The 25,247-nt window shown below is 41.8% G+C and carries 23 protein-coding genes; 9 read left to right on the top strand and 14 right to left on the bottom strand.

Going from position 1 to position 25,247, the window contains the following annotated elements; all coding sequences use genetic code 11:
- The first annotated feature begins 1 nt into the window (after position 1).
- From HUK62_RS10825 to rodA, 4 genes are all read left to right on the top strand, one after another.
- Positions 2–397 carry a septum formation initiator family protein gene (locus HUK62_RS10825; protein WP_005401054.1) on the top strand — a complete coding sequence of 132 codons (396 nt, stop codon included), beginning with the start codon at positions 2–4 and terminating at the stop codon, positions 395–397.
- Positions 357–1,076: a 2-C-methyl-D-erythritol 4-phosphate cytidylyltransferase gene (gene ispD / locus HUK62_RS10820; RefSeq protein ID WP_176537849.1), complete on the top strand. Its 720-nt coding sequence runs from the start codon at positions 357–359 to the stop codon at positions 1,074–1,076. Before HUK62_RS10825 ends, ispD begins: the two co-directional genes overlap by 41 nt.
- Positions 1,077–1,142: 66 nt before the next feature.
- On the top strand, positions 1,143–1,844 hold the full coding sequence (locus HUK62_RS10815; protein ID WP_176537817.1) for an IS1 family transposase: 702 nt from the start codon (positions 1,143–1,145) through the stop codon (positions 1,842–1,844).
- A gap of 142 nt (positions 1,845–1,986) precedes the next feature.
- Positions 1,987–3,123: a rod shape-determining protein RodA gene (gene rodA / locus HUK62_RS10810; protein ID WP_004696637.1), complete on the top strand. Its 1,137-nt coding sequence runs from the start codon at positions 1,987–1,989 to the stop codon at positions 3,121–3,123.
- An 81-nt stretch (positions 3,124–3,204) separates the two neighbouring features.
- Here rodA and HUK62_RS10805 read toward each other — a convergent pair whose 3' ends face one another.
- From HUK62_RS10805 to betI, 6 genes are all read right to left on the bottom strand, one after another.
- Positions 3,205–3,690, bottom strand: coding sequence for a hypothetical protein (locus HUK62_RS10805; RefSeq protein WP_176537848.1), 486 nt, complete (start codon positions 3,688–3,690; stop codon positions 3,205–3,207).
- Between the two features lie 56 nt (positions 3,691–3,746).
- Positions 3,747–5,021: an MFS transporter gene (locus tag HUK62_RS10800; RefSeq protein WP_176537847.1), complete on the bottom strand. Its 1,275-nt coding sequence runs from the start codon at positions 5,019–5,021 to the stop codon at positions 3,747–3,749.
- 72 nt (positions 5,022–5,093) lie between these two features.
- Positions 5,094–6,728 (bottom strand): malate dehydrogenase (quinone), encoded by a 1,635-nt coding sequence (mqo, locus tag HUK62_RS10795; protein WP_176537846.1) that lies wholly within the window; start codon positions 6,726–6,728, stop codon positions 5,094–5,096.
- 495 nt (positions 6,729–7,223) lie between these two features.
- Positions 7,224–8,888, bottom strand: a complete 1,665-nt coding sequence (gene betA, locus HUK62_RS10790; protein WP_176537845.1) for a choline dehydrogenase — start codon at positions 8,886–8,888, stop codon at positions 7,224–7,226.
- A 119-nt stretch (positions 8,889–9,007) separates the two neighbouring features.
- Positions 9,008–10,480 (bottom strand): betaine-aldehyde dehydrogenase, encoded by a 1,473-nt coding sequence (gene betB / locus HUK62_RS10785; protein WP_176537844.1) that lies wholly within the window; start codon positions 10,478–10,480, stop codon positions 9,008–9,010.
- Complete coding sequence (gene betI / locus HUK62_RS10780; RefSeq protein ID WP_159152803.1) at positions 10,473–11,099, bottom strand: transcriptional regulator BetI; 627 nt, start codon at positions 11,097–11,099, stop codon at positions 10,473–10,475. Before betI ends, betB begins: the two co-directional genes overlap by 8 nt.
- A gap of 546 nt (positions 11,100–11,645) precedes the next feature.
- On the opposite strand from betI, the gene HUK62_RS10775 reads away from it, so the two are divergent.
- Positions 11,646–13,706: a choline transporter gene (locus HUK62_RS10775; protein ID WP_126036950.1), complete on the top strand. Its 2,061-nt coding sequence runs from the start codon at positions 11,646–11,648 to the stop codon at positions 13,704–13,706.
- A gap of 12 nt (positions 13,707–13,718) precedes the next feature.
- Positions 13,719–14,333, top strand: coding sequence for a MarC family protein (locus HUK62_RS10770; protein WP_004981851.1), 615 nt, complete (start codon positions 13,719–13,721; stop codon positions 14,331–14,333).
- 54 nt (positions 14,334–14,387) lie between these two features.
- Here HUK62_RS10770 and HUK62_RS10765 read toward each other — a convergent pair whose 3' ends face one another.
- From HUK62_RS10765 to HUK62_RS10730, 8 genes are all read right to left on the bottom strand, one after another.
- Entirely contained in the window at positions 14,388–14,690 is a 303-nt protein-coding gene (locus HUK62_RS10765) for a cyd operon YbgE family protein (RefSeq protein ID WP_004696655.1), read from the bottom strand.
- Between the two features lie 3 nt (positions 14,691–14,693).
- Positions 14,694–14,795, bottom strand: a complete 102-nt coding sequence (cydX, locus tag HUK62_RS10760; protein ID WP_002120988.1) for a cytochrome bd-I oxidase subunit CydX — start codon at positions 14,793–14,795, stop codon at positions 14,694–14,696.
- Positions 14,796–14,819: 24 nt separating this feature from the next.
- Positions 14,820–15,965 carry a cytochrome d ubiquinol oxidase subunit II gene (gene cydB / locus HUK62_RS10755; protein WP_078388800.1) on the bottom strand — a complete coding sequence of 382 codons (1,146 nt, stop codon included), beginning with the start codon at positions 15,963–15,965 and terminating at the stop codon, positions 14,820–14,822.
- Positions 15,962–17,542 carry a cytochrome ubiquinol oxidase subunit I gene (locus HUK62_RS10750; RefSeq protein ID WP_176537843.1) on the bottom strand — a complete coding sequence of 527 codons (1,581 nt, stop codon included), beginning with the start codon at positions 17,540–17,542 and terminating at the stop codon, positions 15,962–15,964. The genes cydB and HUK62_RS10750 overlap by 4 nt, the downstream gene beginning before the upstream one ends.
- Complete coding sequence (gene cydP / locus HUK62_RS10745) at positions 17,542–17,733, bottom strand: cytochrome oxidase putative small subunit CydP (RefSeq protein ID WP_004696660.1); 192 nt, start codon at positions 17,731–17,733, stop codon at positions 17,542–17,544. Before cydP ends, HUK62_RS10750 begins: the two co-directional genes overlap by 1 nt.
- 686 nt (positions 17,734–18,419) lie before the next feature.
- Positions 18,420–19,037, bottom strand: a complete 618-nt coding sequence (locus HUK62_RS10740; RefSeq protein ID WP_010326962.1) for an OB-fold-containig protein — start codon at positions 19,035–19,037, stop codon at positions 18,420–18,422.
- A gap of 18 nt (positions 19,038–19,055) precedes the next feature.
- Entirely contained in the window at positions 19,056–19,367 is a 312-nt protein-coding gene (locus HUK62_RS10735; RefSeq protein ID WP_010326961.1) for a Rieske (2Fe-2S) protein, read from the bottom strand.
- 14 nt (positions 19,368–19,381) lie between these two features.
- On the bottom strand, positions 19,382–20,386 hold the full coding sequence (locus tag HUK62_RS10730; RefSeq protein WP_176538481.1) for an adenosine kinase: 1,005 nt from the start codon (positions 20,384–20,386) through the stop codon (positions 19,382–19,384).
- A gap of 139 nt (positions 20,387–20,525) precedes the next feature.
- On the opposite strand from HUK62_RS10730, the gene HUK62_RS10725 reads away from it, so the two are divergent.
- The 3 genes from HUK62_RS10725 to HUK62_RS10715 all read left to right on the top strand — a co-directional run bounded on the left by HUK62_RS10725 (position 20,526) and on the right by HUK62_RS10715 (position 25,237).
- The gene (locus HUK62_RS10725; RefSeq protein ID WP_176537842.1) at positions 20,526–20,975 is read left to right on the top strand and encodes a GNAT family N-acetyltransferase; all 450 of its coding nucleotides are present in this window, start codon (positions 20,526–20,528) and stop codon (positions 20,973–20,975) included.
- Between the two features lie 159 nt (positions 20,976–21,134).
- On the top strand, positions 21,135–24,074 hold the full coding sequence (locus HUK62_RS10720; RefSeq protein WP_176537841.1) for an insulinase family protein: 2,940 nt from the start codon (positions 21,135–21,137) through the stop codon (positions 24,072–24,074).
- 17 nt (positions 24,075–24,091) lie between these two features.
- Positions 24,092–25,237 (top strand): phospholipase A, encoded by a 1,146-nt coding sequence (locus HUK62_RS10715; RefSeq protein ID WP_176537840.1) that lies wholly within the window; start codon positions 24,092–24,094, stop codon positions 25,235–25,237.
- The last annotated feature ends 10 nt before the right edge of the window (positions 25,238–25,247 follow it).

Below are 25,247 nucleotides of genomic sequence, written 5' to 3'. Positions count from 1 at the left end.
AATGTTCAATGTATTCGACTCGTTGATGAGTAAAGTACTACTAGGCCTTGCGATCATTTTGATCGCAGGGTTTCAGTATTTATACTGGTTTGGTGAGGGTGGTTATCAAGACCATTTACAACTCACACAAAAAATCCAACAACAAACTGAAATTAATAACGACTTAAAAGAACGTAATCGTGTCTTGGCGGCAGAAGTGTATGATTTGAAAAATGGTATTGAAGCCATTGAAGAGCATGCGCGCTTAGACTTGGGTTTAATCAAACCTCGAGAAACGTTTATTCAAATGAGTACTATCAGTACTCAATATAAGCCTGTTTATATTGATCCTAACGCCCAAATTGATTTGCGAACCAATGAAGACGATGAGCCTGAAACCCCTCCAGCTACCCCATAAATTGTGGGCTATTATTCCTGCTGCTGGCTCGGGTAGTCGCTTTTCTCAAACAGAACTAAAACAATATCAAATGATTGGACAAAAGACCGTACTTGAACATACGGTTTTACGTCTTAATCAATTGCCCTTGCAGGGCTATGTTTTGGCGATTGGTTTAGATGATGATGTTGCTCAAAGTTTGCCTTTTACCAACATGGAAAAAGCACATTTCTGTGAAGGTGGTGCTGAGCGTGTAGACTCAGTGCTCAATGCGCTCAATTATCTTTCCATAATCGCTGATGCTGATGACTGGGTCTTTGTGCATGATGCAGCTCGTCCATGTGTCACGCAGGATTGTTTGGTGAGACTGGTTGATACTGCTATTCAGTCCAATACAGGGGCAATTTTAGCTATTCCTGTTAGAGACACTTTAAAGCGTGTAGCCTCAGCACAAGATATTCAAGAAACCGTTGACCGTTCACAGCTTTGGCAGGCACAAACCCCGCAGATTGCTAAACTGGGGGTACTGAAGAAAGCAATTGAGCATGCACTAGAGGCACAAGCTTTAATTACAGATGAAGCCAGTGCTTTAGAGTTTGTAGGTGAAAAGGTTCAAGTCGTACAAGGGCGCTCCGATAATATTAAAATTACCTATCCAGATGACCTTGAGCTTGTACGCCTGATTTTGGCGGCACAATAAAAAATTAGGTGGTGTATCAAAAAGTATGCTAAAAAAAAGCAGGTTGAATTTTGATAAAATAGAGAAATGCAAATAACTCTAGAAATCAAATGTCCAACCTGCCTCAGTGACAGTATAAAGAAAAATGGCATCAAAGTAGATGGGAAACAAAACTACCAATGCAAAGACTGCAAACGTCAGTTTATTGGTGACCATGCTCTGAGCTATCTAGGATGTAATTCTGGCATTACTCGTAAAATATTACAGTTAATGGTCAGAGGCAGCGGTATACGAGATATCGCTGAAGTTGATCGCATTAGTATCGGTAAAGTCTTCCGGACTTTAACTGAATCGGCCTATCAAATTCAGCCTAAACAAAGTCATTATGAATCTCTCGAAGTAGATGAATTCTGGACTTTTGTTGGAAATAAAAATAATAAACAATGGCTTATTTACGCCTACCATCGAGAAACAGGTGAGATTGTTGCTTATGTTTGGGGTAAGAGAGATTTAGCTACAGTCCAAAGGTTGAAGACAAAGCTTAAACAATTAGGTATTCACTACACCCGAATTGCAAGTGATCATTGGGACAGTTTCATCACTGCTTTTAAAAACTGCAAGCAAAGTATTGGTAAGTTGTTTACTGTAGGAATTGAAGGTAATAATTGCAAAATAAGGCATCGAATAAGGCGTGGTTTTAGAAGAAGTTGCAATTTCTCCAAAAAGCTTGAAAACCATTTTAAAGCCTTCGACTTAACCTTCTTTTACATCAATAATGGCTTCATTTAATGTCAGCATACTTTTTAAAACACCACCAAAAATTATTTGGATTTATTGAGCTAAAACTACAGAAATATGGGTTTGAATGATGTTATCTAAAACACTTTGAACTTATAATTTGCCCTGTCTTTAGCTCATTCAATTTACGCAAATGATACCATCACAGCAGTATCGTTTTTTACGTCAGTCTTTACGTGACGGTAGAAGCATTAAACATGACTCATCTCGCTGGGCTAAATTGCATTTAGATCCATGGCTTTTATGCTTTCTGATTTTAAATGCCGTGTTGGGATTGTTGGTCATTTATAGTGCTTCAGCGCAAGATATGGGTATGGTGTTTCGCCAAGCCACAAGCTTTGCTGTGGGCTTCATTGTGATGATTATCTGTGCGCAAATCCCTCCCAAAGTCTATCAGGCCATTAGTCCTTATTTTTTCATCTTTGCTGTGATTTTAATGGTATTGGTCTTGGTGGTGGGCGAAACCCGCATGGGAGCCAGACGTTGGATTAGTCTACCGGGTATTGGGAGTATGCAGCCTTCTGAGTTTATGAAGTTTGCCATGCCTTTGATGATGGCGTGGTACTTTGCAGGCCGCGCATTCCCGCCTAAGTTTATGCATATTGTGATTTCGTTGGGCATTATGATGTTGCCGTTTTTATTGGCAGCTTTACAGCCTGACTTAAACCTAGGTCTCTTGATCCCTGGTGTGTGTGTCATTTTCCTTAGCGGGATCTCTTGGCGGCTCATTGCGTTGGCCTGTGGTGCATTGGCAGTTGTCGCTCCCTTACTTTGGATGTTCTTTTTGCAAGAGTACCAAAAAAAGCGAGTGCTCACTTTATTTGACCCAGAGTCAGATGCATTGGGTGCGGGTTGGAATATTATCCAATCCAAGATTGCCATTGGTTCAGGTGGTTTAATGGGGAAGGGTTTTACAGAGGGCACACAGTCACATTTGGGGTATTTGCCTGAGCACCATACCGACTTCATTATGTCTACGTATGCGGAAGAGTTTGGCTTTATTGGGGTGTTCTTGCTGTTTAGTTTGTTTGCGGCCATTATCATTCGTTGTTTGATTATTGGTATGAACAGCTTTCATAATTTTGGGCGTTTATACGCGGGTGCTGTGGGCTTAACATTCTTCTTCTTTGTGTTGTTAAACTCGGGGATGGTCAGTGGGATTTTACCTGTAACAGGTGATCCATTGCCACTGATGAGTTATGGTGGAACCGCGGTGATTACCATGCTAGCGAGCATGGGCATCGTGATGTCGATTCATACTCATCGCTAAAGTCTAGAAGAATCAAGCCAGCGATATTGCTGGCTTTTTGTGCTTAAAATAAGAAGAAAAGTCTAACGGTTTTTTTGATCTTTATAAAGCACCATATTGCTGCCATGTTTCACCTGTATGCAGGCTATTATAATAGTTTTGTAGAGTATTCAAGTCATGGTATTGCGTATAGGCTAATACTAAAAGCCCAAAAATTAAAGCCGCCTTCAATAGATTTAAACGCGAATGTTGCTGTGAAAAATAGCCTAAGCTAAGTAAGGTGAGTATGACTGAGGGAAGAATGGCAATACTTTCAGTCTGAGAAAGAAACATCCAATGATTGAGATAAACCAGACTTAAAATGAGTCCAATCAATCCCATATAGTTATAGATCTTTTTATTTACAGATGCTTTAAAAACAGTAATTGTTTGAAATATTAAAATCAGACTACTGAAAAGGTATACGCTTTTTCCACCAATAATCACACTATAGATTGCATTGAATAGGCAATAAGCTAATAACACGGATAGTACGAGAGAATAGAGTTTGGCATAGAGTGTGTGTGAAAAGGGGAGTATCTGTTTCATAATTTGCTCTATTGAAAACTCACATCATATTAAAAGAAGATTTGAAGCTTAACATGCTATTCGATTCTTGTGACGGTGGTATGTTTTTGTTGTGTTGGAGGTGGTTTGAATAAATGTCGAGTACGAGTAGAGCTTAGACCGCAGATTATTAAACACAGCGTCCCTCCAATAAGTACTGCTGGCACTACCGAAAAATAGCGCGTCATTAGGCTCATGTGTAGGGCACCGAGCTGATTGCCTGAAGTGACTAAGATGCCATTTAAAGCGGCTACACGTCCTAATAGTGCTTTGGGGGGGATTTGCTGTAATAAAGTTTGTCGAATGATCATACTGATGCTATCAAAGGCGCCAATCAAAACAAGGAAGAACACTGAGAGCCAAATATGGGAGGATAGTGCGAAAGCTAAAGTACACAAAGCAATTGCAAAACTACTATAGAGCATGTTTCTCCATGCATTTTGCATCGGAGAATAACAGGTCAACATCAACATCATGATACAGGCGCCAATGGCTGGAGCCGCTCTGAGTATACCTAAGCCTTCAACACCTAGATGCAGGATCTCGTGTGCAAAAATAGGCAGTAAGATAATGACACTACAAAAAAGCATGGCGCTGAGGTCAAGTAACATACTCCAAAACATCAGTGGATGTTTAAAAATAAACAAATAGGCTTCTTTCAAACTTTTGCTTAAATGCTGTTTATGTGGGCTAGGGAAGTCGCGAGGACTTAATCCGAATAAGCAGATGCTACCCATGCAACATAACAGAAAAACAATAAAGAGGGTTTTTTCAAGCCCAAGTTGGCTGAGTAAAAGTCCTGCGCATAAAGGCGCTAAAATGCCGCCCATTTGCCAAATGAGGGCAGTCCATGTGGCTGCATTGCTATAGGCTGACTCTGGGGTTAGAAAAGGGCGTAATGAATTAAAAGATGGGCTGTAAATACCTCTAAGTACGCCTAAGCAAAAAATGAGGCTATAAATGCCGCATAAAAGTGTATTTTGTTGAATGTGCTGTTGTTGGTACTGAGAAAAAAGAACAATAAATAATAATGGAATTAGAGTGCTACAGCTAAAACTCCACTGCACAATTTTTTGTCGGTTATAGCGGTCAGCCCAATCGCCACTGATCAGGGAGAGGCAAATAAAGGGGAGTAACTCAATTAAGGCAATCATGCCAAGGCTGAGTGGATTCTGAGTGAGTTGGTAGACGCTATAGGCAATGACGACTTCTTGAATCATGATGGCTAGAATTAAGCACAACTGATTGACACTCAGAAGTGAAAAATCACGTGAACGAAAAGCCAAAAAAGCATCGGAATGGAAAAGCGACATACACAGAATAGTTTCAAATATGAATTAAAAAAGGATGGCGAAAAGTCCATCCTTTTTAGTGTTTAAAGCAGATTACTGTGCTTTTGCTACCGCAATAGTTTCGTCATTTGCAGCTTTAGCCATAGGTGTATATTTCAAACCAAGGGTTGTGCTGGTGTATTGGCGAACTTGGTCAAGAAGCACAGGATTAGTGCTGAGTTCTTGTTGGTACGATTTTACAATTTCATGTAATTTCGGATTCCATTTACCTTCTACTTGTTGTGGGAATGCTTTCTCAAGCAAGCTCAACATAATATAAGGAGAGGTCGAAGCACCTGGTGAAGCACCTAATAGGGCAGTCACAGCACCGTCTTGTGATGCAAAAATCTCGGTACCAAATTGCAAGCTTGCAGGTTTTCCTGGTTCTTTCTTAATGATTTGAACACGTTGACCACCTTGATTCATGCGCCAGTCTTCTGGTTTTGCATCAGGGTAGTATTTTTTCAATTCATTAAAACGGTCTTCATCGGTCATCATGACTTGGCTAACTAAGTATTTCACCAAATCAAGATTTTCCATACCAACAGCAGTCATTGGTAAAACGTTGTTCTTCGTGGTTGATTTCAATAAATCAAGCTGAGAACCTTGTTTTAAGAACTTGTTTGAATAAGTCGCAAATGGACCAAATAATACATATTTTTTACCGTCGATATAACGTGTATCAATATGTGGAACAGACATTGGAGGTGCGCCTAATTCAGCACGACCATAAACTTTTGCAGTATGACCTTCAGTGACTTTCGGGTTGTCGGTCATTAAGAATACGCCACCTACAGGGAAGCCAGCATATTGCTTCGCTTCTGGTAAGCCTGTCATTTGTAAAAGCTTAACCGCTGCACCGCCTGCACCAATAAAGACAAAGCGCGTTTTCACGTGATCTGTTTTACCTGTAGTGAGGTTTTTAAATGCAACAGTCCAAGTTTTATCATCGTTTTGGCTAATGCCAGTCACTTCAGTCGATGTTTGTAGTTTGAAGTTAGATTGTTTTTTAAGGTGATCGACCAATTGAGTGGTGATCGAACCATAGTTCACATCCGAACCTACATCCATGCGTGTTGCAGCTACTTTCTGTGCAGCATCACGGCCATTCATTACCAATGGTGCCCATTGTTTAATTTCAGCAGGATTCTCAGAGAATTTCATGCCATAGAACATTGGGTTTTTAACCATTGCAGCATAACGTTTTTCTAGGAAATTCACGTTATCGCCCCAAACGAAGGCAATGTGCGGTACAGGATTGATAAAGCTATTTGGTTGACCCAAAACGCCTTCTTTCACCTGATAAGACCAGAACTGTTTTGCAACTTCAAATTGTTCCGCAACGTTCACAGCTTTAGAAATGTCCATTTTTCCATCTTTTTCAGAGGTATAGTTCATTTCCATAAAGCCAGAGTGGCCTGTACCAGCATTGTTGAAGCCGTTTGAGCTTTCTTGGGCAACATTGTCTAGGCGTTCATACATGCGAATTTGCCAGTTTGGCTCAAGCTCGCTTAGATATGTGCCTAAAGTTGCACTCATGATCCCACCGCCAACTAAGACTGCGTCAACAACAGGCTCATTGCTGGTGGTTTGAATTTTTTTAGACGTGATGGGTCTAAATAAGAAAATTACGACTGCAATAATAAGCAGTACGATTAATACCAAAAGGTATTTTAAAAATTTGTTCATGCGATTATGACCTTGGGGAGCAGGTTTTGGATCGCTTTATAGCGAATAGAATAAAAATAAGAAGAATGATAGAGCTGCTTATAAATGATCAGCTTGGTATAGTTGAAGTAATACTTAAAAGCTGAAAAGCGCACAAAAAATATAAGTTTTGAGCCTATCACACAGTTCTGATTTATGAATATTTTAGACTAAATATGTATTGACTTAGTAATTTTTATTGTAAATGAGTTGAGTTAAACTATAAATATGAGTGATGTGTAATATTAAGCATTGTTTTTATTGATGTTTATTTTTGTTAAGATTTGATAATTAAGATGCTGATGTTGAATATATATACAGGCATTCAATTTTTTAAAAGCTAAAATGTATAAATTGGATGCTAATAGAAATAGCACTGTTTATACAAAACTCAGCATTGTTGTTTAAAAAAAATGAATAATCACCTGACCTTATTATTTTAAAGCTAATTAAAGTCAGGTGTTGAACTATTAAAACTTATTCAGTTTCAGCTTGATAGAAAGGTGCACGAGAACGAGGTAGGGCTGTGCGGCCACGGATTTGATCCGCGATTTTTTCAGCCATCATAATGGTGGTTGCATTTAAGTTACCCGTGATAATCAGCGGCATAATTGATGCATCCACCACACGTAAACTTTGCAGGCCATGCACGCGACCTTGTCCATCAACTACCGCCATATCATCTTCACCCATTTTACAACTACAGGATGGATGATAAGCCGTTTCAGCGTGATTACGCACAAATTCGTCTAATTCAGCATCGCTACTCACATCTTTTCCGGGACTGATTTCTTCGCCACGGTAAGGATCAAGCGCAGGTTGCTGCATAATTTCGCGGGTGATTCGAATCGCGTCACGAAGTTCCTGCCAGTCTTGTTCTGTCGACATGTAGTTAAATAAAATACTTGGATGGTCGAAAGGGTTTTTAGATGTCACCTGTACTCGACCGCGTGAAGGTGAGCGCATCGAACCGACATGGGCTTGGAATCCATGCTCTTTGACGGCATTGCTGCCATTATAGTTAATTGCAACAGGCAAGAAGTGGTATTGAATATTTGGCCAAGCAAACTCTTTAGATGATCGAATAAAGCCGCCTGCTTCAAACTGGTTGCTTGCTCCAACCCCTGTTCCGTTAAATAACCACTCCGCACCAATTGCAGGTTGATTTTGCCATTTTAAAGCAGGGTAGAGAGAAACAGATTGTTTGCACTTATATTGTAAGTACATTTCTAAATGGTCTTGCAGGTTTTCACCGACACCCGCTAAGTCATGCACGACTGGAATGTCGAGAGACTGAAGTAAAGTACTTGAACCAACACCTGAACGTTGCAAAATTTGCGGTGATGCTATCGCCCCTGCACAGAGTAGGACTTCTTTATTGGCATAGACCTGAAGCAAGTTGTTTTGATTAGCACCTTGAATATATTCAACACCAATCGCTTGTTTGCCACTAAACAAAATTTGATTGGTCATGGCATGGGTAATAATGGTTAGATTCGCTCGACCTTTGGCCATATCCAAATAACCACGTGCAGTGCTTGAGCGTCGACCTTTGGGGGTCACGGTTCGATCCATTGGGCCGAAACCTTCTTGTTGATAACCATTTAAGTCATCGGTGCGTGGATAGCCTGCTTGCACACCCGCTTCAACCATGGCGTGGAATAAAACATTATTGTTTGCTTTAGGTGTGGCGACAGAAACAGGACCAGCATCGCCATGATAGTCATTGCCACCAATATCACGGGTTTCAGCCTTTTTGTAGTAAGGCAGACAGTCCGCATAGCTCCAGTCTTCAAGACCTTTAAGGGTTGCCCATTGTTCTAAATCCATGGCATTTCCACGGATATAACACATGCCATTAATGAGGGACGAACCGCCTAAGCCTTTGCCGCGACCACATTCCATACGGCGGTTGTTCATATGGGGTTCTGGGTCGGTTAAATATGCCCAGTTATAACGACGGCCTTGCAGAGGATAAGCCAAAGCCGCAGGCATTTGAGTACGAAAATCGAGACGATAATCAGGTCCACCCGCTTCGAGTAAGAGCACCGAAACATCTGGATCTTCGGTTAAACGAGCAGCCAGTACATTACCTGCTGAACCTGCGCCAATAATAATATAATCGTAGTGTTGAGAATGCATAATGATCCTTTTTCTATGGCAGGGCCACGTTGCATGAGAACGTGGCCACATGTTGAGTTGAGGATGAAAAAGAGAATAATCGATAGGGGGAATTGAATTAGATAGTTAAAATTGAGACTTTAAAAAATACTTTGGTATTCACCCAGTTCAACTTGAACCGATTTGATGCGGGTATAGTGTTCAAGTGTGGTGATGCCATTTTCACGTCCAACGCCCGACTGTTTATAACCACCCACAGGCATTTCAGCAGGGGATTCGCCCCATGTATTGATCCAGCAAATACCTGCCTCAAGCTGATGAATAATGCGATGCGCTTGGGAAATATCTTGTGTTACGACACCCGCAGCTAAACCATAACTGGTCTTGTTGGCACGTTGAACGGCTTCTTCAATACTGTCATAGCTTAAAATGCTCATGACAGGACCAAAGATTTCATCTTGCACAATGTGCATGTCGTCATGACAGTCGGTGAACACGGTTGGTAATACATATGCACCGTGAGCAAGTGCTGCTTCGGTGGCACGTTGTCCACCAATCAATAAGGTCGCACCTTGTTGTTTTCCCGACTCAATATAAGACAAGACTTTTTCCATATGGGGAAAGCTGACTAAAGGTCCAAAGTTGGTTTCAGCCTGCATAGGGTCACCTATGCGGATACGTTTTACACGCTCAATCACTGCTTGTTCAAATGCAGCCTTGAGGGTTTGTGGTACAAACACACGGGTGCCATTGGTACATACTTGACCTGAGCTAAAGAAGTTCGCCATTACTGCGATATCGGCTGCACGGTCAAGGTTGGCATCGGCACAAATAATCAGAGGTGATTTGCCACCGAGCTCCATGGTGACTTCTTTGAGACTAGAAGCCGCAGCACTGGCCATGACCTTTTTACCCGTTGCCACACCACCTGTGAACGAAATTTTTTGGATATCTGGGTGTTCAGTCAACCATTGACCCACTTCAGCACCAAAACCTTGTACTACGTTGAAAACCCCAGCAGGTACGCCTGCTTCAGTGTAGATCTCTGCCAATTTTAAGGCAGTAAGAGGGGTCACTTCGCTGGGTTTAAAAATCATGGCATTCCCAGCAGCGAGGGCTGGAGCTGATTTCCAAAGTGCAATTTGGATGGGATAATTCCAAGCACCAATGCCTGCCACCACACCTAAAGGTTCACGGCGCGTGTAGAAAAAACTACTTTCACGTAGCGGCACTTGTTCACCTTGAATGGCCGTTGCAAGTCCTGCGTAGTACTCTAAAACGTCTGCACCAGTGACAATATCGACGGTAGAGGTTTCACTGAACGCTTTACCTGTATCCAGTGTTTCTAGGCGTGCTAATTCGTCATTACGAGCGCGTAAAATATCGACTGCACGACGTAAAATACGGGCACGTTCGACCGCTGTTTTGGCAGCCCATTCACGTTGCCCTTGTACAGCACTGTGTACGGCTGCATCGACGTCGGCTTTAGAGGCTTGTTGAATGGTAGTAATGACCTGTCCTGTGGCAGGATTGATACTGTCAAAGGTTTGACCACTGGTGGCATTGAAATATTGTCCGTGAATATAAAGCGAGTGAAGCTGTACATTATTCATTTTGTTGTTCCTGCCGTATCTGTTGAATTAAGCGAAGTTGCATATCGACATAGTCGTATGCAATAGAACGTGCCAAATCACGATCAAATGCTTGATGACCACTTAAACTTCCACGTAACCATAATCCATCAATCAGTGCTGCTAGCCCTTTAGCGGCTTGGCTTGCTTGAGACTTTGGCATGAGCTGCAAGAAGTGAAACTTCAAATTTGAATAAAGACGTTGGTCATTGATTCGTTGCAGTCGACCTAAGTCGGGTAGGTGCATACTGGCAGACCAAAAATCCAGCCAAACCCGCATAGCAGTGTTGTTGACCTGACTGATGTCAAAGTTGGCATCAATAATGGCTTTGAGCGAATGTTCCGGACTGGGCTGCACTACCTTTGCCTTATAGCTTGCCGTGGTCTCGGCTAAGACATTGAGCATTTGGCGCATGCAACTGTGAATGAGGCCTTGTTTATCGCCAAAATAATGACTCACAATGCCCGTAGAAAGCTGTGCTTTTTTCGCAATTTGAGCAATGGTGGTGTTGGATAAGCCCACTTCATAAATGACTGCATAGGCAGCATTAATGATTTCTTCACGGCGCTCATGCTCAGGTTTTACTCTACGTTTATTCATGACAATCCAGAACAATTTGCCTTAAATTTAAAGGCGTTAGATTCAATAACTTACATGGAAAGCATCATAGCATTTTTTTATGATACTTTTTATTGATTGAACGTTCAATCAATAAAAAGTACACTTATGGTTAAATTCAAAGCAAAATACTGCTAAATTGCTTTGAGTATTCAACATAACTTTTTATTTATCAAAAGGATGTGCCATAAGGGTTTAATTGCAGAACATCATTCAGAAAAGTGAGCTGATGAGCTATGGGCTTACGGTTTTATACTTTTTTCGAGTTGAGAAAGCTCTTATAGTCATGTTGAAGGGAGATATGTGTAGGATTCCTATCGGAATATCGATGAACAAGGGGGGCTCACATTTTAAGCCTGTGTAGCAAATGCACCTCATAAATGATTTAAACCTTCAGGTTTAAAGAAGATAGCGTTTTTATTTCTGATAAAAATACTGTCGATTTCGTTAGTCGATTTTTAAGCTCTCGACCACGAGAAGTTTAAAAATTGGCTTTTGTCTTTTTTTATTTACTTTCTTGAGGATTGTATGGCAACAGATAATCCAAGAGCAGTTGATGATCAAACATTAGCGCCTAAAGACCGTTTAAATGGTGTGGTCTTTTATATTTCAGCTCTCATTATTTTAATTTTTTCTATTACCACCATTTTGTTTAATGACTTTGCTAATAGGACCTTAAATACAGTCTTGGCGTGGGTGAGTTCAACTTTTAGTTGGTATTACTTACTCGCAGCGACTCTGTATATGGTCTTTGTCATTTTTATTGCCTGTTCTCGCTACGGCAACATTAAATTAGGCCCCAAACATTCCAAGCCAGAATTTAGCCTTTTAAGTTGGTCTGCAATGTTGTTCTCAGCTGGGATAGGCATCGATTTGATGTTTTTCTCGGTAGCGGAACCTTTATCTCACTATATGCATCCACCCGTGGGTGAGGGGCAGACCCTAGAGGCTGCACGTCAAGGCATGGTGTGGACCCTGTTTCACTATGGATTAACGGGATGGTGTATGTATGCCTTGATTGGCATGGCATTGGGATATTTTAGTTATCGCTATAACTTACCACTGACTATTCGCTCTGCTTTATATCCGATCTTTGGCAATAAGATTCATGGGCCGATCGGTCATAGTGTCGATACGGCTGCGGTCATCGGGACTATTTTTGGTATTGCGACAACCTGCGGGATTGGGGTAGTACAGCTGAACTATGGCTTACACGTGTTGTTCGATTTACCCGAAAACCTCTGGATGCAAACCGCATTAATTGTGGTTGCGGTGGCAATGACCATTATTTCAGTGACTTCAGGGGTGAATAAGGGACTGCGAGTTCTCTCTGAGATCAATATTTATGTTTCTGTCGGGTTGATGCTGTTTATTTTGTTTTTAGGCAATACCGAATTTTTACTGAATGCTTTTGTGCAAAATATTGGAGACTACATTAACCGTTTTCCAAGCATGACTTTAGAAAGTTTTGCCTTTCAACAACCGAAAGAATGGATGAACAGTTGGACTTTGTTCTTTTGGGCATGGTGGGTGGCTTGGTCGCCATTTGTAGGTTTGTTTTTAGCACGGATTTCACGAGGTCGAACTATTCGTGAGTTTGTTAGTGGGACCCTTATTATTCCTCTGTTTTTCACACTTACGTGGTTATCAATATTTGGAAATAGTGCACTACATAGTGTGATTTTTGATGGTAATTTAGCCCTTGCACAAAGTGTCATTGCCAACCCAGCGCATGGTTTTTATGACTTACTGGCTCAGTATCCGTGGTTTCCGTTTATTGCAGGTGTAGCCACAATCACAGGTTTACTTTTTTATGTGACCTCGGCGGACTCTGGTGCACTGGTGTTGGGTAATTTCACCACTCAATTTACCAATGTCGATCATGATGCACCGCGATGGTTGAGCGTGTTCTGGGCCGTAGCGATTGGTTTGTTGACCCTTGCAATGTTGATGGCTAACGGGATTACGGCACTACAAAATGCCACGATTATTATGGGGTTGCCGTTTAGTTTTGTGATGTTCTTGGTGATGGCAGGTTTGTATAAATCACTGCGGTTAGAAGACTACCGACAAGCCAGTAGCAGTTTAAATGCCGCACCCGTGGTGGGCAATGTCGACATCCTCAACTGGAAAAAACGGTTGTCCCGAGTCATGCACCATCCAGGAACAACTGATACTCGGCGTATGCTCGATGACATCTGCCGACCTGCGGTAATGGCGGTTGCAGAGGAAATGCAAAAACGAGGTATCGACATCAGTGTTCAAGAGAGTGCGCTAGAAGAAGACCCAAATCTGTATCACTTAGATTTGATGATTCATTTGGAAGAAGAACAAAACTTTGTCTATCAAATTTGGCCAGTTCGCTATATTGCACCGACCTTTAGTGAACGTGGCAAACTGGGTAAACGCTTCTATTACCGTCTTGAAACTTATTTGTATGAAGGTTCTCAAGGCAACGACCTTGTTGGTTATACCAAAGAGCAAGTGATTAATGATGTGCTGGATCGTTATGAACGTCACATGACCTTCTTACATATCAATCGAATCAGTCCGGGGAATCGTCCCTTATTTCCAGACCCTCAAGGATAATTAGGAGGAACCATGTTGACTTCATATTTACATGCTTTTGCTTTGTTTTTCTCATTGCTGAATCCGTTTTTAATGAGTATTTACATGATTGGCATGATTCGGAACTCCGAAGCTAAAGTGTTTAATAAGGCCTTGATTCAGGGCTGTCTCATTGCTTTTATAGTATTTATGCTGTTTGCATGGGGTGGGGAAGCGATTTTTAGTAAATATTTAAATGTACGTTTTGAAGCCTTTCAAATATTTGGTGGTCTGATCTTCTTGGTGATTGGTTATCGTTACGTATTTCAGGGGGCAGATACCATTGGTGAAATGCGTGGTGCGCCTGAGCATTTGGCAGGAACCATTGCGATGCCTTTTATGATTGGTCCAGGAACCATCAGTGCTGCTGTGGTGACAGGTATGGCACTGCCAATCAGTGGCGCGGCCATGATTATTTTCCTGACTTTGGCGTTGACCTGTGGCTTGATGATTTTAATGAAATTTGCACATGATCATTTACGCTATAAGCATGCCAAATATATTGACCGTTATGTTGATATTGTTGGGAGACTGTCGGCCTTACTGATTGGAACCATTGCGGTAGATATGATTATTAATGGCATTATTGGTGTCATGGCTGAAATGTAGAATCCACGAATAGCGGACCATAAAAAAGCCCTCAGTCAATGAGGGCTTTTTCATTTAACTGAAGAACCAAGTGTAATAACCCCAGATCATCAGTGGCCACGATAGAAACGGGCTAAACAGCCATTTCCAAATCCAGTGGCGTGGCACGAACCCGACGCCGTGGATAAAGCCGCCTGAGATACCAATCATGATATACATCAGCGCACTGTGGCTATAGTGACCATTGTCATCCAACATAGCAGCTGGATGCACTAACAACACCGCTGCAAGTGGAAAGGCCAATAGGCAGGAAATTAGCATCGCAAATTTGTTCGGCTTTTTATCTACAGTTTGGTTTTCCATAGCAACGTCTGTCATGGTTTATTCCTCATCAAGGTCTTGATGATGTTCGATATACAAAGCACTGAGTACACCTGCAAAGCAAGCCATCAAAATGCCGAGAATCCATGCAAAATACCACATAATTTGATCTCCTTAGACACAGCCTTAGTAAAGGCTGTGTGAATTCTCTTTAATGTGTGTGTTGGTAATAACACCCCACATTTTGTAGTAACACCAAGTGGTATAGCACAAAATGAGTGGGACAAAGATACATGCCGCAACTGTCATTACAGTTAACGTCGTTTTACTTGAAACGGCATCCCACATAGTCAAGCTTGCAACAGGTTGAATGCTTGATGGCATTAAGAATGGGAACAGCGCAAAACCAGCAGTTAAAATTGCACCCACGACCGCTAAACTCGAACCTAAGAAGCTAAAGCCCGCTTTGTTTTTGCCAGCTGCAAGCACCACAATCAAACCACCTAAGATACCTGCGATAGGCGCAATCATGGTAATTGGGTAAGTCGAGTAGTTGTTCATCCAGCCATGGTTCGCATTGGTCAACACTTCTTTCGCCAATGGGTTAGCAACACCGTTGGTATCAAATGGAGTCACTAAGGTATAACCTTCGATTCCACCAAAGTACAACCAAGCACCAGCACCTAAGAAACAGATGAGATAAATAATGCCCATAAGTTTCGTTGCTTGTGCTGAGCGTCTGCGTAAGTCACCATCGGTACGAAGCATGAGCCATGCACCGCCGTGTGCGCACAGCATCGATAAACTAACTAGGCCGCAGACTAAAGCAAATGGGTTGAGTAGAGCAAAGAAGCTCCCTGTATAAGTTGAACGGACAGTGTCATCTAAGCTAAATGGTACGCCTAAGAACATGTTCCCAAAAGCCACACCGAAGACCAGTGCAGGCACAGCACCACCGACTGCTAAACCCCAGTCCCATGACGTACGCCATTTGGTATTTTGCAGTTTAGAGCGGTAGTCAAAGCCGACAGGTCGTAAGAATAGGGCAAACAGTACCAACAGTAGCGCCCAATACATGCCTGAGAATGCTGTTGCATAAACCATTGGCCATGCGGCAAACAATGCGCCGCCAGCAGTAATGAACCAAACTTGGTTACCGTCCCAGTGCGGAGCGATAGTGTTGATGGCTGCGCGACGTTCTTCGTCCGTTTTACCTACAAATGGCATGATCGCCATAGAGCCCATATCGAAGCCATCAGTGAGGGCAAAGCCAATCAATAAGACCCCGACCAAAACCCACCAGATAATTTTGAGTAATTCATATTCGATCATGCTTGAGTCTCCTCGTTGCGAGCTGCTTCAAGTTTTTCAAAATGGTATTTGCCTGTATGAAGTGAACTTGGGCCAAGGCGTGAGAACTTGATCATCAAATACATTTCAATAATCAAAAGTACGGTATAAAACGCAGCCAATGCAGCGATAGAACCCCAAACATCACCTGTGCTTAAGCTCGATGCTGACAAGTGTGTCGGTAAAACTTCACCAATGGTCCACGGTTGACGACCCACTTCAGCCACATACCAACCTGTTTGCGCTGCAATCCACGGTAGAGGCAGAGCGAAAAGTGCAAATTTCAGTAACCAAGGTTTGTTTTCTGCATTGCGCTTTGCCACCGCAAAGGTTGCTAAAGCGAATAGCAATAACATTAAGAAACCAGATGCAACCATGGCACGGAAGGCCCAGAACAAGCTTGGTACGTGTGGAATGGTGTCTTTAGCTGCAGCTTTAATCTGATCTTCAGAGGCATCGACCACATTTTCTGTGTACTTTTTCAAAAGTAAGCCATAACCTAAGTCTTTTTGAGTTTCAGCAAAAGCAGCTTTGAGCTCTGGAGAGGTATCACCAGCACGGAGTTTTTCCAGTTGTGAATAAGCGACCATACCGTTACGAATACGTGCTTCGTGCTGGACAATCAAATCTTTAATGCCAGTCACTTCTTTGTCTAAAGAACGTGTTGCGATAATCCCCATCAGGTACGGCACTTTCACTGCATAATCTGTGGTCATGGTTTCTTTATTTGGAATACCAAACAAAGTAAAGGGTGCAGGTGCAGGGTGAGTATCCCATTCTGCTTCAATCGCTGCAAGTTTGGTTTTTTGAACATCACCGAGCTCATAGCCTGACTCATCACCAAGTAAAATCACAGAGAGGGTTGAAGCCAAACCGAAGATAGCAGCGATAGCAAACGAACGACGTGCAAACGGTAAGTCACGTTTTTTCAGCAAGTAATAACTTGAAATCGCCAGTACAAAAATAGCACCCGTGACATAACCTGCCGACACAGTGTGTACAAACTTTACCTGAGCAACGGGGTTAAAAATAAGTGCCCCAAAGTCGACCAACTCCATGCGCATGGTTTCATAGTTAAATACAGAACCGACAGGGTTTTGCATCCAACCATTTGCAACCAAAATCCATAAGGCAGACATATTAGAACCGAGTGCAACCAGCCATGTCACACATAAGTGCTGCACTTTGGATAAGCGATCCCATCCAAAGAAGAACAGACCGATGAATGTCGATTCTAAGAAGAATGCCATTAATCCTTCAATGGCTAATGGAGCACCGAAAATATCCCCCACATAGTGTGAGTAATATGCCCAGTTAGTCCCGAACTGGAACTCCATGGTTAAGCCAGTAGTGACCCCTAAAGCGAAGTTAATACCGAAGAGTTTCCCCCAAAACTTGGTCATGTCTTTATAAATTTCTTTACCTGAAATCACATAGGTGGTTTCCATAATGGCAAGAATAAAAGCAAGACCCAGTGTAAGTGGAACAAAAATAAAGTGATACATCGCGGTCATAGCGAACTGGAACCGCGAAAGATCGACCACGCTTTCAGATATCATCAACGTGTCTCCTTGATTGGGGATGGATTGCCTGCAATACGCTCAGCAACTTGATTGTCAAAATTTTTAGGAATAGTCGGGGCGTCAAACCAGATGTTCTTAATGACCATTAAAATAATCACCTTAATGATTAAAATGGCCACAATTTCTCTGGTGACTTTTTGATTGAGATTTTTGGGGACTAAGCTCATTTCACAAAGCCTATTTTTTAACTTGCTTTATATTATTAAACAAAAACATACAAAAGATAAATAGTCTTTAAACTTAAATAAAAAATATATTATTAAGTCATTTAAATACAGATACTTAAAAAAATGGTGTGATGAAAAATAAACTAATATTTTTGTATTTTAAAGTTGACCAAATTACTTATGTTTATATTTAAATACCTGACTAAAATACTTGTATATATTTATTTTAAATCCGACTAAAACGCTTATATTTAACGTTCATCGTTATTTTATTGATAATTCGTCTTAAGATGATAAAAGTGATAGGGCTTTTAAATGATAGATTTTAACGGATATGAATCATGGATGATTTGATCTGTCGCATACATCACAAGGAAATTAGGAGTTGAAAATCGAATTCATATTAAAAAGTCTTTTATTGTGTCATATAAGCTTGAAGGCAGAGGCGGGGAGTAAAATTCTCATTCTGAGCTTATTTTTGCGCAAATATTTTAAATTGTAGAAAGCTGGATTGTGACTGACTGATTCCTTTAAAAAGATTGAGCAAGAAGATGATGCAAGGCTTTGATTTAAACAGCGCGTTGTGAGGCGTTTGTTGGAGACTGACGCAGTAAGTAGGTATGGCAAAGGATAGACATGCTTATATAGACGTGCAACGTTGAAATAGGATTGGATTTGGTGTTTGTTTAGCGCGTACTTTCACCACTAAAAAGTTGATTGGATTTTGAAATTTTCTTTGCTATGTAATGCGACTTTTTTAGACGAATGAGAATAATTTGTGACTGAAATTCAAGTTCACCAAACTCAGGTTCAACTTGGACATAGTGTAGCTGACCATATTCATCGCGAACGCGAGCTTGAGCCGAAAAACCAGGACGTGCATTCCCGCTGGAGATAGTCGCCAGACGACCCAGTAAGTTGGTTTGTTTTTTATCTGGTCTGGGTTTAATAACTTGATCCAAACAGTGGATCATAAAAACGGTAAAGAAAATTGCAATAATCAGCGCAGGCAAAATCAGGTAGTAAGCCGAAGTAAAGGCCTGTTCTTTGGCGTAGATGCAGAACTGAAGGAAATAACCTGCAACACTAAAATTAAGTAAGAGAAAAACTACAATCAGTACTTTAGAAAACTTAACGTCCAGCAGCGGAGATTCAGTCAGTTTTTGTGGCGAGAGCCTTTTAAGGAAATGACTTGGGCGAGATTTAAAAAAGTAGCCTAAGGTTTCCACCATGCTGAGTATGACTAAAGTCAATAAGCTGAAATGAAAGAGCATCAAGTCAGGGTGATGTAGCAACTCATACATGGTGAACGTCCAATTTCATTATTCTTCTGTGAGATAAATCCCGCCGTCAGAATGCACGGTAATCGCTACTTTTTCAAGTGCTTCACCTTGGCATGGGCCAGAAATGCATTCACCTGTTTCCACCATAAACAACGCACCATGGGTCGAACATTCAATAAATTCTTGGTCGCGGTCTAAAAACTGGTTTTCCAAAAATTCAAGTTCAACTTGCAAATGCGGGCAAATGTTTTGGTAAGCAAAGAAGGCACCGTCACGTTGGGTGATAAAAATCGTATCCCCTTTAGGTGTTTCAAAAGAGCGCGCTTCGCGTTCTGGGATGTCTTCCGTCATGCAAATTTTTTGCATCATGCACATTCCTTTTGCAGTTGTTGGAACAATTCAGCGTAATTTGCCACAGCCAAACGAGGGCCAAACTGTGACACCACTTCACTTGAAATCAAAATTGCAAGTTGCGCAGCTGTATGTAAGCCTAAGCCCGCATTCACTGCATAAAGGAAGGCACCAGCAAAGGCATCACCTGCACCATTGGCATCGATAGCGTGTACTTTACGACCCACGACATTAAATGTTTCCTGTGCATTTGAAATAAGTGCACCTTCAGCGGAAAGCGTAATCACCACATGCTGGCTCAGTGTTTTAAGTTTTGCTAAAGCCGCCTCAACTGTTTCAGTTTCAGTGTACATCATGGCTTCTTGCTGATTACAGAACAATAAGTCCACACCATCCGCAATCATTTCATCTAGACCATGACGCGCGTATTGCACCATCGCAGGGTCAGATAGGGTTAGTGCAATTTTAACACCATGAGCTTTGGCAATTTCACGGGCCTGCTTAACAGCCAAACGTGCGCTATCGCTGGTTGAAAGATAACCTTCGATATAGAGCCATTTCGCGGTTTTTAAGGGTTCAAAGTCAATCTGTTGTTCAGTTAACTCGGCCGTGATCCCCAAATAGGTATGCATAGTGCGTTCAGAGTCTTCACTGACTAAAACCATACACGTGCCTGTTACGCCTTCACTGATTGATTTTTCAGTGTTTTTAATGCCTGCTTCGTGTAAACCATTGAGGTAAGTTTGCCCTAGTTCATCATTACCCACGCGGCATGCATAAAATGCTGAACCACCCAAGGCACTAAAAGCAACGGTGGTGTTGGCTGCTGAACCACCTGAAGCTTGACCTTTATAGCTTTGCGTTTCTTTTAATTTTTTATAAAGATCTGCTTGTGTTTCACCATCAGTTAACTGCATAGTGCCTTTTTGCAAATGTTGTTGAATAAGGAAGTCGTCAGAGACTTTAAATTCTTGGTCGATTAGTGCATTACCAATTGCAAAAAGATCAACAGTTGCCATGTCTTTTTTCGTCACGTATTGAAAATAAAGCGACATTTTACACCAATGCTCAAGATTGCTGTAGTTTGTTGAGGAAAATTCATTTTATTTACGCGGCAAATGTAGTGAAATGGCTTTGCTCATATTCAAGGAAGTTTAGATGGAAATTTTAATTCAAGCGGCAGAACAATTACCTCCTCAAATACAAGCTTTAGCACAACTTGCGGCAAAAGAAGGATATGAACCGTTGACCCGCTTGATCGAAGAATATCAAAGTGGAAAAAATCGTTTTGATCAAAAGGGTGAAGTGTTGTTATTGGCCTATGATCAAGACCAATTGATTGCCTGTGGTGGTTTAAATCAACAATGGGGTGAAAATGAAATCGAGGCGCGGATTGGGCGTGTACGTCGTTTTTATGTGCACCCTAAATACCGTAAGAGCGGTGTGGGTCGTCAGTTGTTGGTGCATCTAGAAAAATGTGCGCGTCCAAACTTTTCTGCACTGTGTTTAAATACCGCAGACTTATCCGCAGCCAGTTTTTATCAAAAGCAAAACTATGTTTTTGTGGAAAATCACCCGAACTATAATTATTTTAAATATCTCATCTAGTTTTACTTTTTGAGAACGCTTCCCTCAAAAAGACTGAAATTTGGAAAGCAGTGAGATGCTTTTCAAATTTCCAGCAAATTACTCGGGTTTTCAGCGTGAAATCTTTTGACAACTAAAGCTATAATGCAGGCAGTGTATTAATTATTGTTAGGAGATCACATGACTGTAGATGTCACTGAAACCATTTCTCAAACTGTACATCCTGCGTTTCAGTTGGTACGTCAACACCATGTTGAAGCTTTAGACATTTTAGTGTCTGAATATAAACATAAAGTCACTGGGGCAGTGCATTATCACTTGGCCACCAATCATGATGAAAATGTATTCTTGGTTGCATTTCGCACCCAACCTATGGATTCAAAAGGCGAAGCGCATATTTTAGAGCACACAGCACTGTGTGGTTCGGAAAAATTTCCTGTTCGTGATCCGTTCTTCTTAATGATTCGTCGTTCACTGAATACGTTTATGAACGCCTTTACTGCGGCGGACTGGACAGCGTATCCATTTGCGACTCAGAATAAAAAAGATTTCCAAAACTTACTTGAAGTATATTTAGATGCGGCTTTTGCAGCCAATTTGAATCCGCTGGATTTTGCCCAAGAAGGAATCCGCATTGAGCTTGAAAACGGTGAGCCTGTTTATAAAGGTGTGGTTTTCAACGAAATGAAAGGGGCAATGAGTTCTCCTTCAGACCAGTTGTATCATCAGTTAGCCCATCACTTATTCCCTGAAACCACTTATCACTACAACTCAGGTGGCGACCCTAAAGATATTCCGGACTTGACTTACCCTGAGTTGGTGGATTTCTACAAGTCACATTATCACCCAAGTAACGCAGTTTTCATGACCTTTGGTAATGAACCTGCTTACAATCTACAAGAGCAGTTTGAAACTTTAGCCTTGGCCAAGTTTTCAAAAGGTGAAACGCTATTCTCTAAAGAAGAGCGTCGTTTGACTGCGCCACTAGAAGTGACTGAAACCTATGCGGTAGATGCGGAAGATTTAAAAGACAAAACTTATCACATTATTTCGTGGTTATTGCCTAAAGCCAGCGAGATCAAACTACGCTTAGGTATGCGCCTTGTAGAAGGTGTACTGTTAGAAGATTCAGCTTCTCCATTGCGTCATTATTTAGAGACGTGTGGTTATGCACAGTCTACTGGCCCGATTATGGGGGTAGATGATTCAAACTACGAAATGACCTTCTACTGTGGCGTACAAGGTTCAAACCCTGAACATACAGCTGAGTTTAAAGCAGGTGTGTTTAAGGTTTTAGAAGACGTCGCTTCAAAACCTGTCGATCAAAATATGGTAGATGCGATTTTACATCAAATTGAATTGCACCAACGTGAAATCAATGGTGATGGCATGCCTTATGGTCTAAGCCTGATTTTAAATGGTTTGGGGAGTGCCATTCACCACAGTGACCCAGTCACTGTATGGGATGTAGACTCAGCCATTGCTGCGGTGAAAGAAGAACTGAAAGATCCAATGTGGTTGTCAAACTTAATCAAAACCTATTTGATTGATAACCCGCACCGTGTACAAATGACGTTGGTGCCTGATGCCAATAAATCTGCGGTGGAAGCGGCGGCAGAAAAAGCACGTTTAGCCGAAATTGGTGCGCAGCTAACAGAAGCTGAAAAAGCAGAAATTGAAGCACAAACTGAAGCACTTAAAGTCCGTCAAGATACCCCTGATGACCTTAATCTTTTGCCAAAAGTGGGCTTGGAAGATGTGCCTGCTGAACTGCAAATTGTACAAGGGCAGTTGCGCGAGATTATTTCAAATCGTATCGATTATCCGTTGAATCTTTATCATGCAGGTACCAACGGTATTTACTACAACCAAGTGCTGATCCAGATTCCGCAAGATGTAGTGCAATCGCCATACTTTAACTTGCTGTCCATTTTGATGGGTGAAGTCGGTGCAGGTCAATATGACTATCTTGAACTACAACAACTGCAAACAGCGGTGAGTGGTGGTTTAGGTATGGGCGCCTCTTTGCGCTCTCAAGTGAATGATAAAAATCAAATCAGTGCATGGTTAACGCTGACCACAAAATCGTTGGTGAGTAATTTTGACAGTATCGCTTTGTTGAAACTGGCATTTGAACAACTGCGTTTTGACGAAAAAGATCGCATTGTTGAGTTATTGCAACAACGTAAAACCCGTTGGGCATCACGTCTTTCAGGTTCAGGTCACAGTTATGCCATGCAAATTGCAGGACGTAACCACAGTGCTTTGGCAAAACGTGATTATCACAACACGGGCTTGGGTGCATTAAACTGGTTAGGCGATTTAGTCAGCCGTATTGAAAATGATGCAGCAGCTTATGATGATTTGATCAATGAATTAAAAGCGATTCATTTGAAACTTTTACAAGCACCAAAACAGTTCTTACTAGTGTGTGAAGAACATCAGTCAGACCGTTTGGTTGAAGAAGTTCAAAATGTGTGGGACAAGTTAGCTATTCCTGAGCAAACTGTGACTTTAAAAGCTACTGAGCAGGTTGATACCGATGCCGATGAAGCATGGCTAATTCAAGCCAATGTTCAATTCTGTTCATCGGCTTATCAAGCCGTTGAGGTGTCACATCCAGATGCTGCACCGCTGATGGTGCTGGCAGCGTACTTGCGTAATGGTTTCTTACACAGTGCAATTCGTGAAAAAGGTGGGGCTTATGGTGGTGGCGCAAGCTATGACGGCAATGCATGTTCATTCCGTTTCTATAGCTACCGTGACCCGCGTTTGGCTGAAACCTTCAATGACTTTGAAGCCAGTGTGCAATGGTTGCTAAATACTGAGCAAAAACCACATCAGCTTGAAGAAGCAATTTTAGGTTTGATTGCGGGTATGGACAAACCAGGTTCACCAGCGGGTGAAGCGATTACGGCATGTTATGCACTTTTACATGCACGTACACCAGCCTTCCGTAAGCAGTTACGTAGCCGTCTTTTGGCTGTGGGTTTAGAGGACTTGCAACGTGTGGCGGTACAATACTTGCTTGAACAAAAACCAACGAAAGCCGTAGTTGCACCTATGGCGAAGCGTGATACTTTAATTGAGTTAGGTTTTAGTATTCAACAAGTTCAGTAAAACAATAAGAGGGTCGTATGGCGTTCAAATCATTTGAGCGTTCAACTTTAGTACTGAGCATGACTGTGCTCAGTACTTTGGGTGTCGCTAAAACACATGCACAAATTTCCGAAGTACCTGCAACTCCTGCAACAGCCGAGGCATGTGTTGCATTAGCATCGAATGCAGACCGTTTGGCTTGTTATGATGCATTATTCAAAATTCCTGAAGCAGTAAAGCCGCGCATTGTTTCTGAGCAACGTGCAGCCATGGAAATTGCGCCAGAACCTGAAAATATCACAGGGAAGATTGCTCAAGGTGTGAGCTCTGTTTTCGCTTCTGAAGGTCCTAAAATATCCCCAAATTTATCTTTAATGGGTAGCCGTTGGGAGCTTTCACCCGAAAGCAAACTGGGAACTTGGAATATTCGTGCCTACCAACCAGTGTATTTAATGCCTGGTTTTTGGACGACAGATAAAAATGAACGTCCATCGAGCCCAAATGAAAACAATACTGTAAATGCCGATCGAGAGCAAAACCTGAAGTCGATGGAAGCGAAATTTCAACTGTCTTTAAAAACTAAAGCTGTGGAAAACCTATTTGGGGACAATGGTGATGTTTGGTTGGGTTATACCCAGTCTTCTCGTTGGCAAGTGTATAACAGCGAAGAATCCCGTCCGTTCCGTGAAACCAACTATGAGCCTGAAGCCAGTTTAGTTTTCCGCACCAATTATGAATTGTTAGGTTTAAATGGGCGCTTATTAGGATTAACTTTCAACCACCAGTCTAATGGTCGTTCCGATCCGCTGTCGCGTAGTTGGAACCGTATCATGTTGAATGTGGGTTTTGAAAGAGACAACTTTGCGCTCATGCTGCGCCCTTGGTACCGTCTAGATGAAGATGCAGGTGATGATAATAACCCTGATATTAAGGATTATGTCGGACGGGGTGATTTAACAGCATTCTACCGTTGGAATGAACATGATTTTTCACTCATGCTACGTCATAGCTTAAAAGGTGGCGATGATTCGCGCGGTGCTGCACAGTTTGACTGGGCTTTCCCTATTTCAGGGAAGTTGCGTGGTCATTTCCAGTTGTTTGATGGTTATGGCGAAAGCTTAATAGATTATAACCACCGAGCGACTTATGTGGGCTTGGGCGTGTCCTTAATGAATTGGTACTAATTTAGAAACA

This window comes from Acinetobacter sp. NEB 394, from assembly GCF_013374795.1.
GTDB classification, from domain to species: domain Bacteria; phylum Pseudomonadota; class Gammaproteobacteria; order Pseudomonadales; family Moraxellaceae; genus Acinetobacter; species Acinetobacter johnsonii.
Note: the sequence above shows the minus strand (reverse complement) of the source record. Positions and strands in the feature narration are given on the sequence as shown.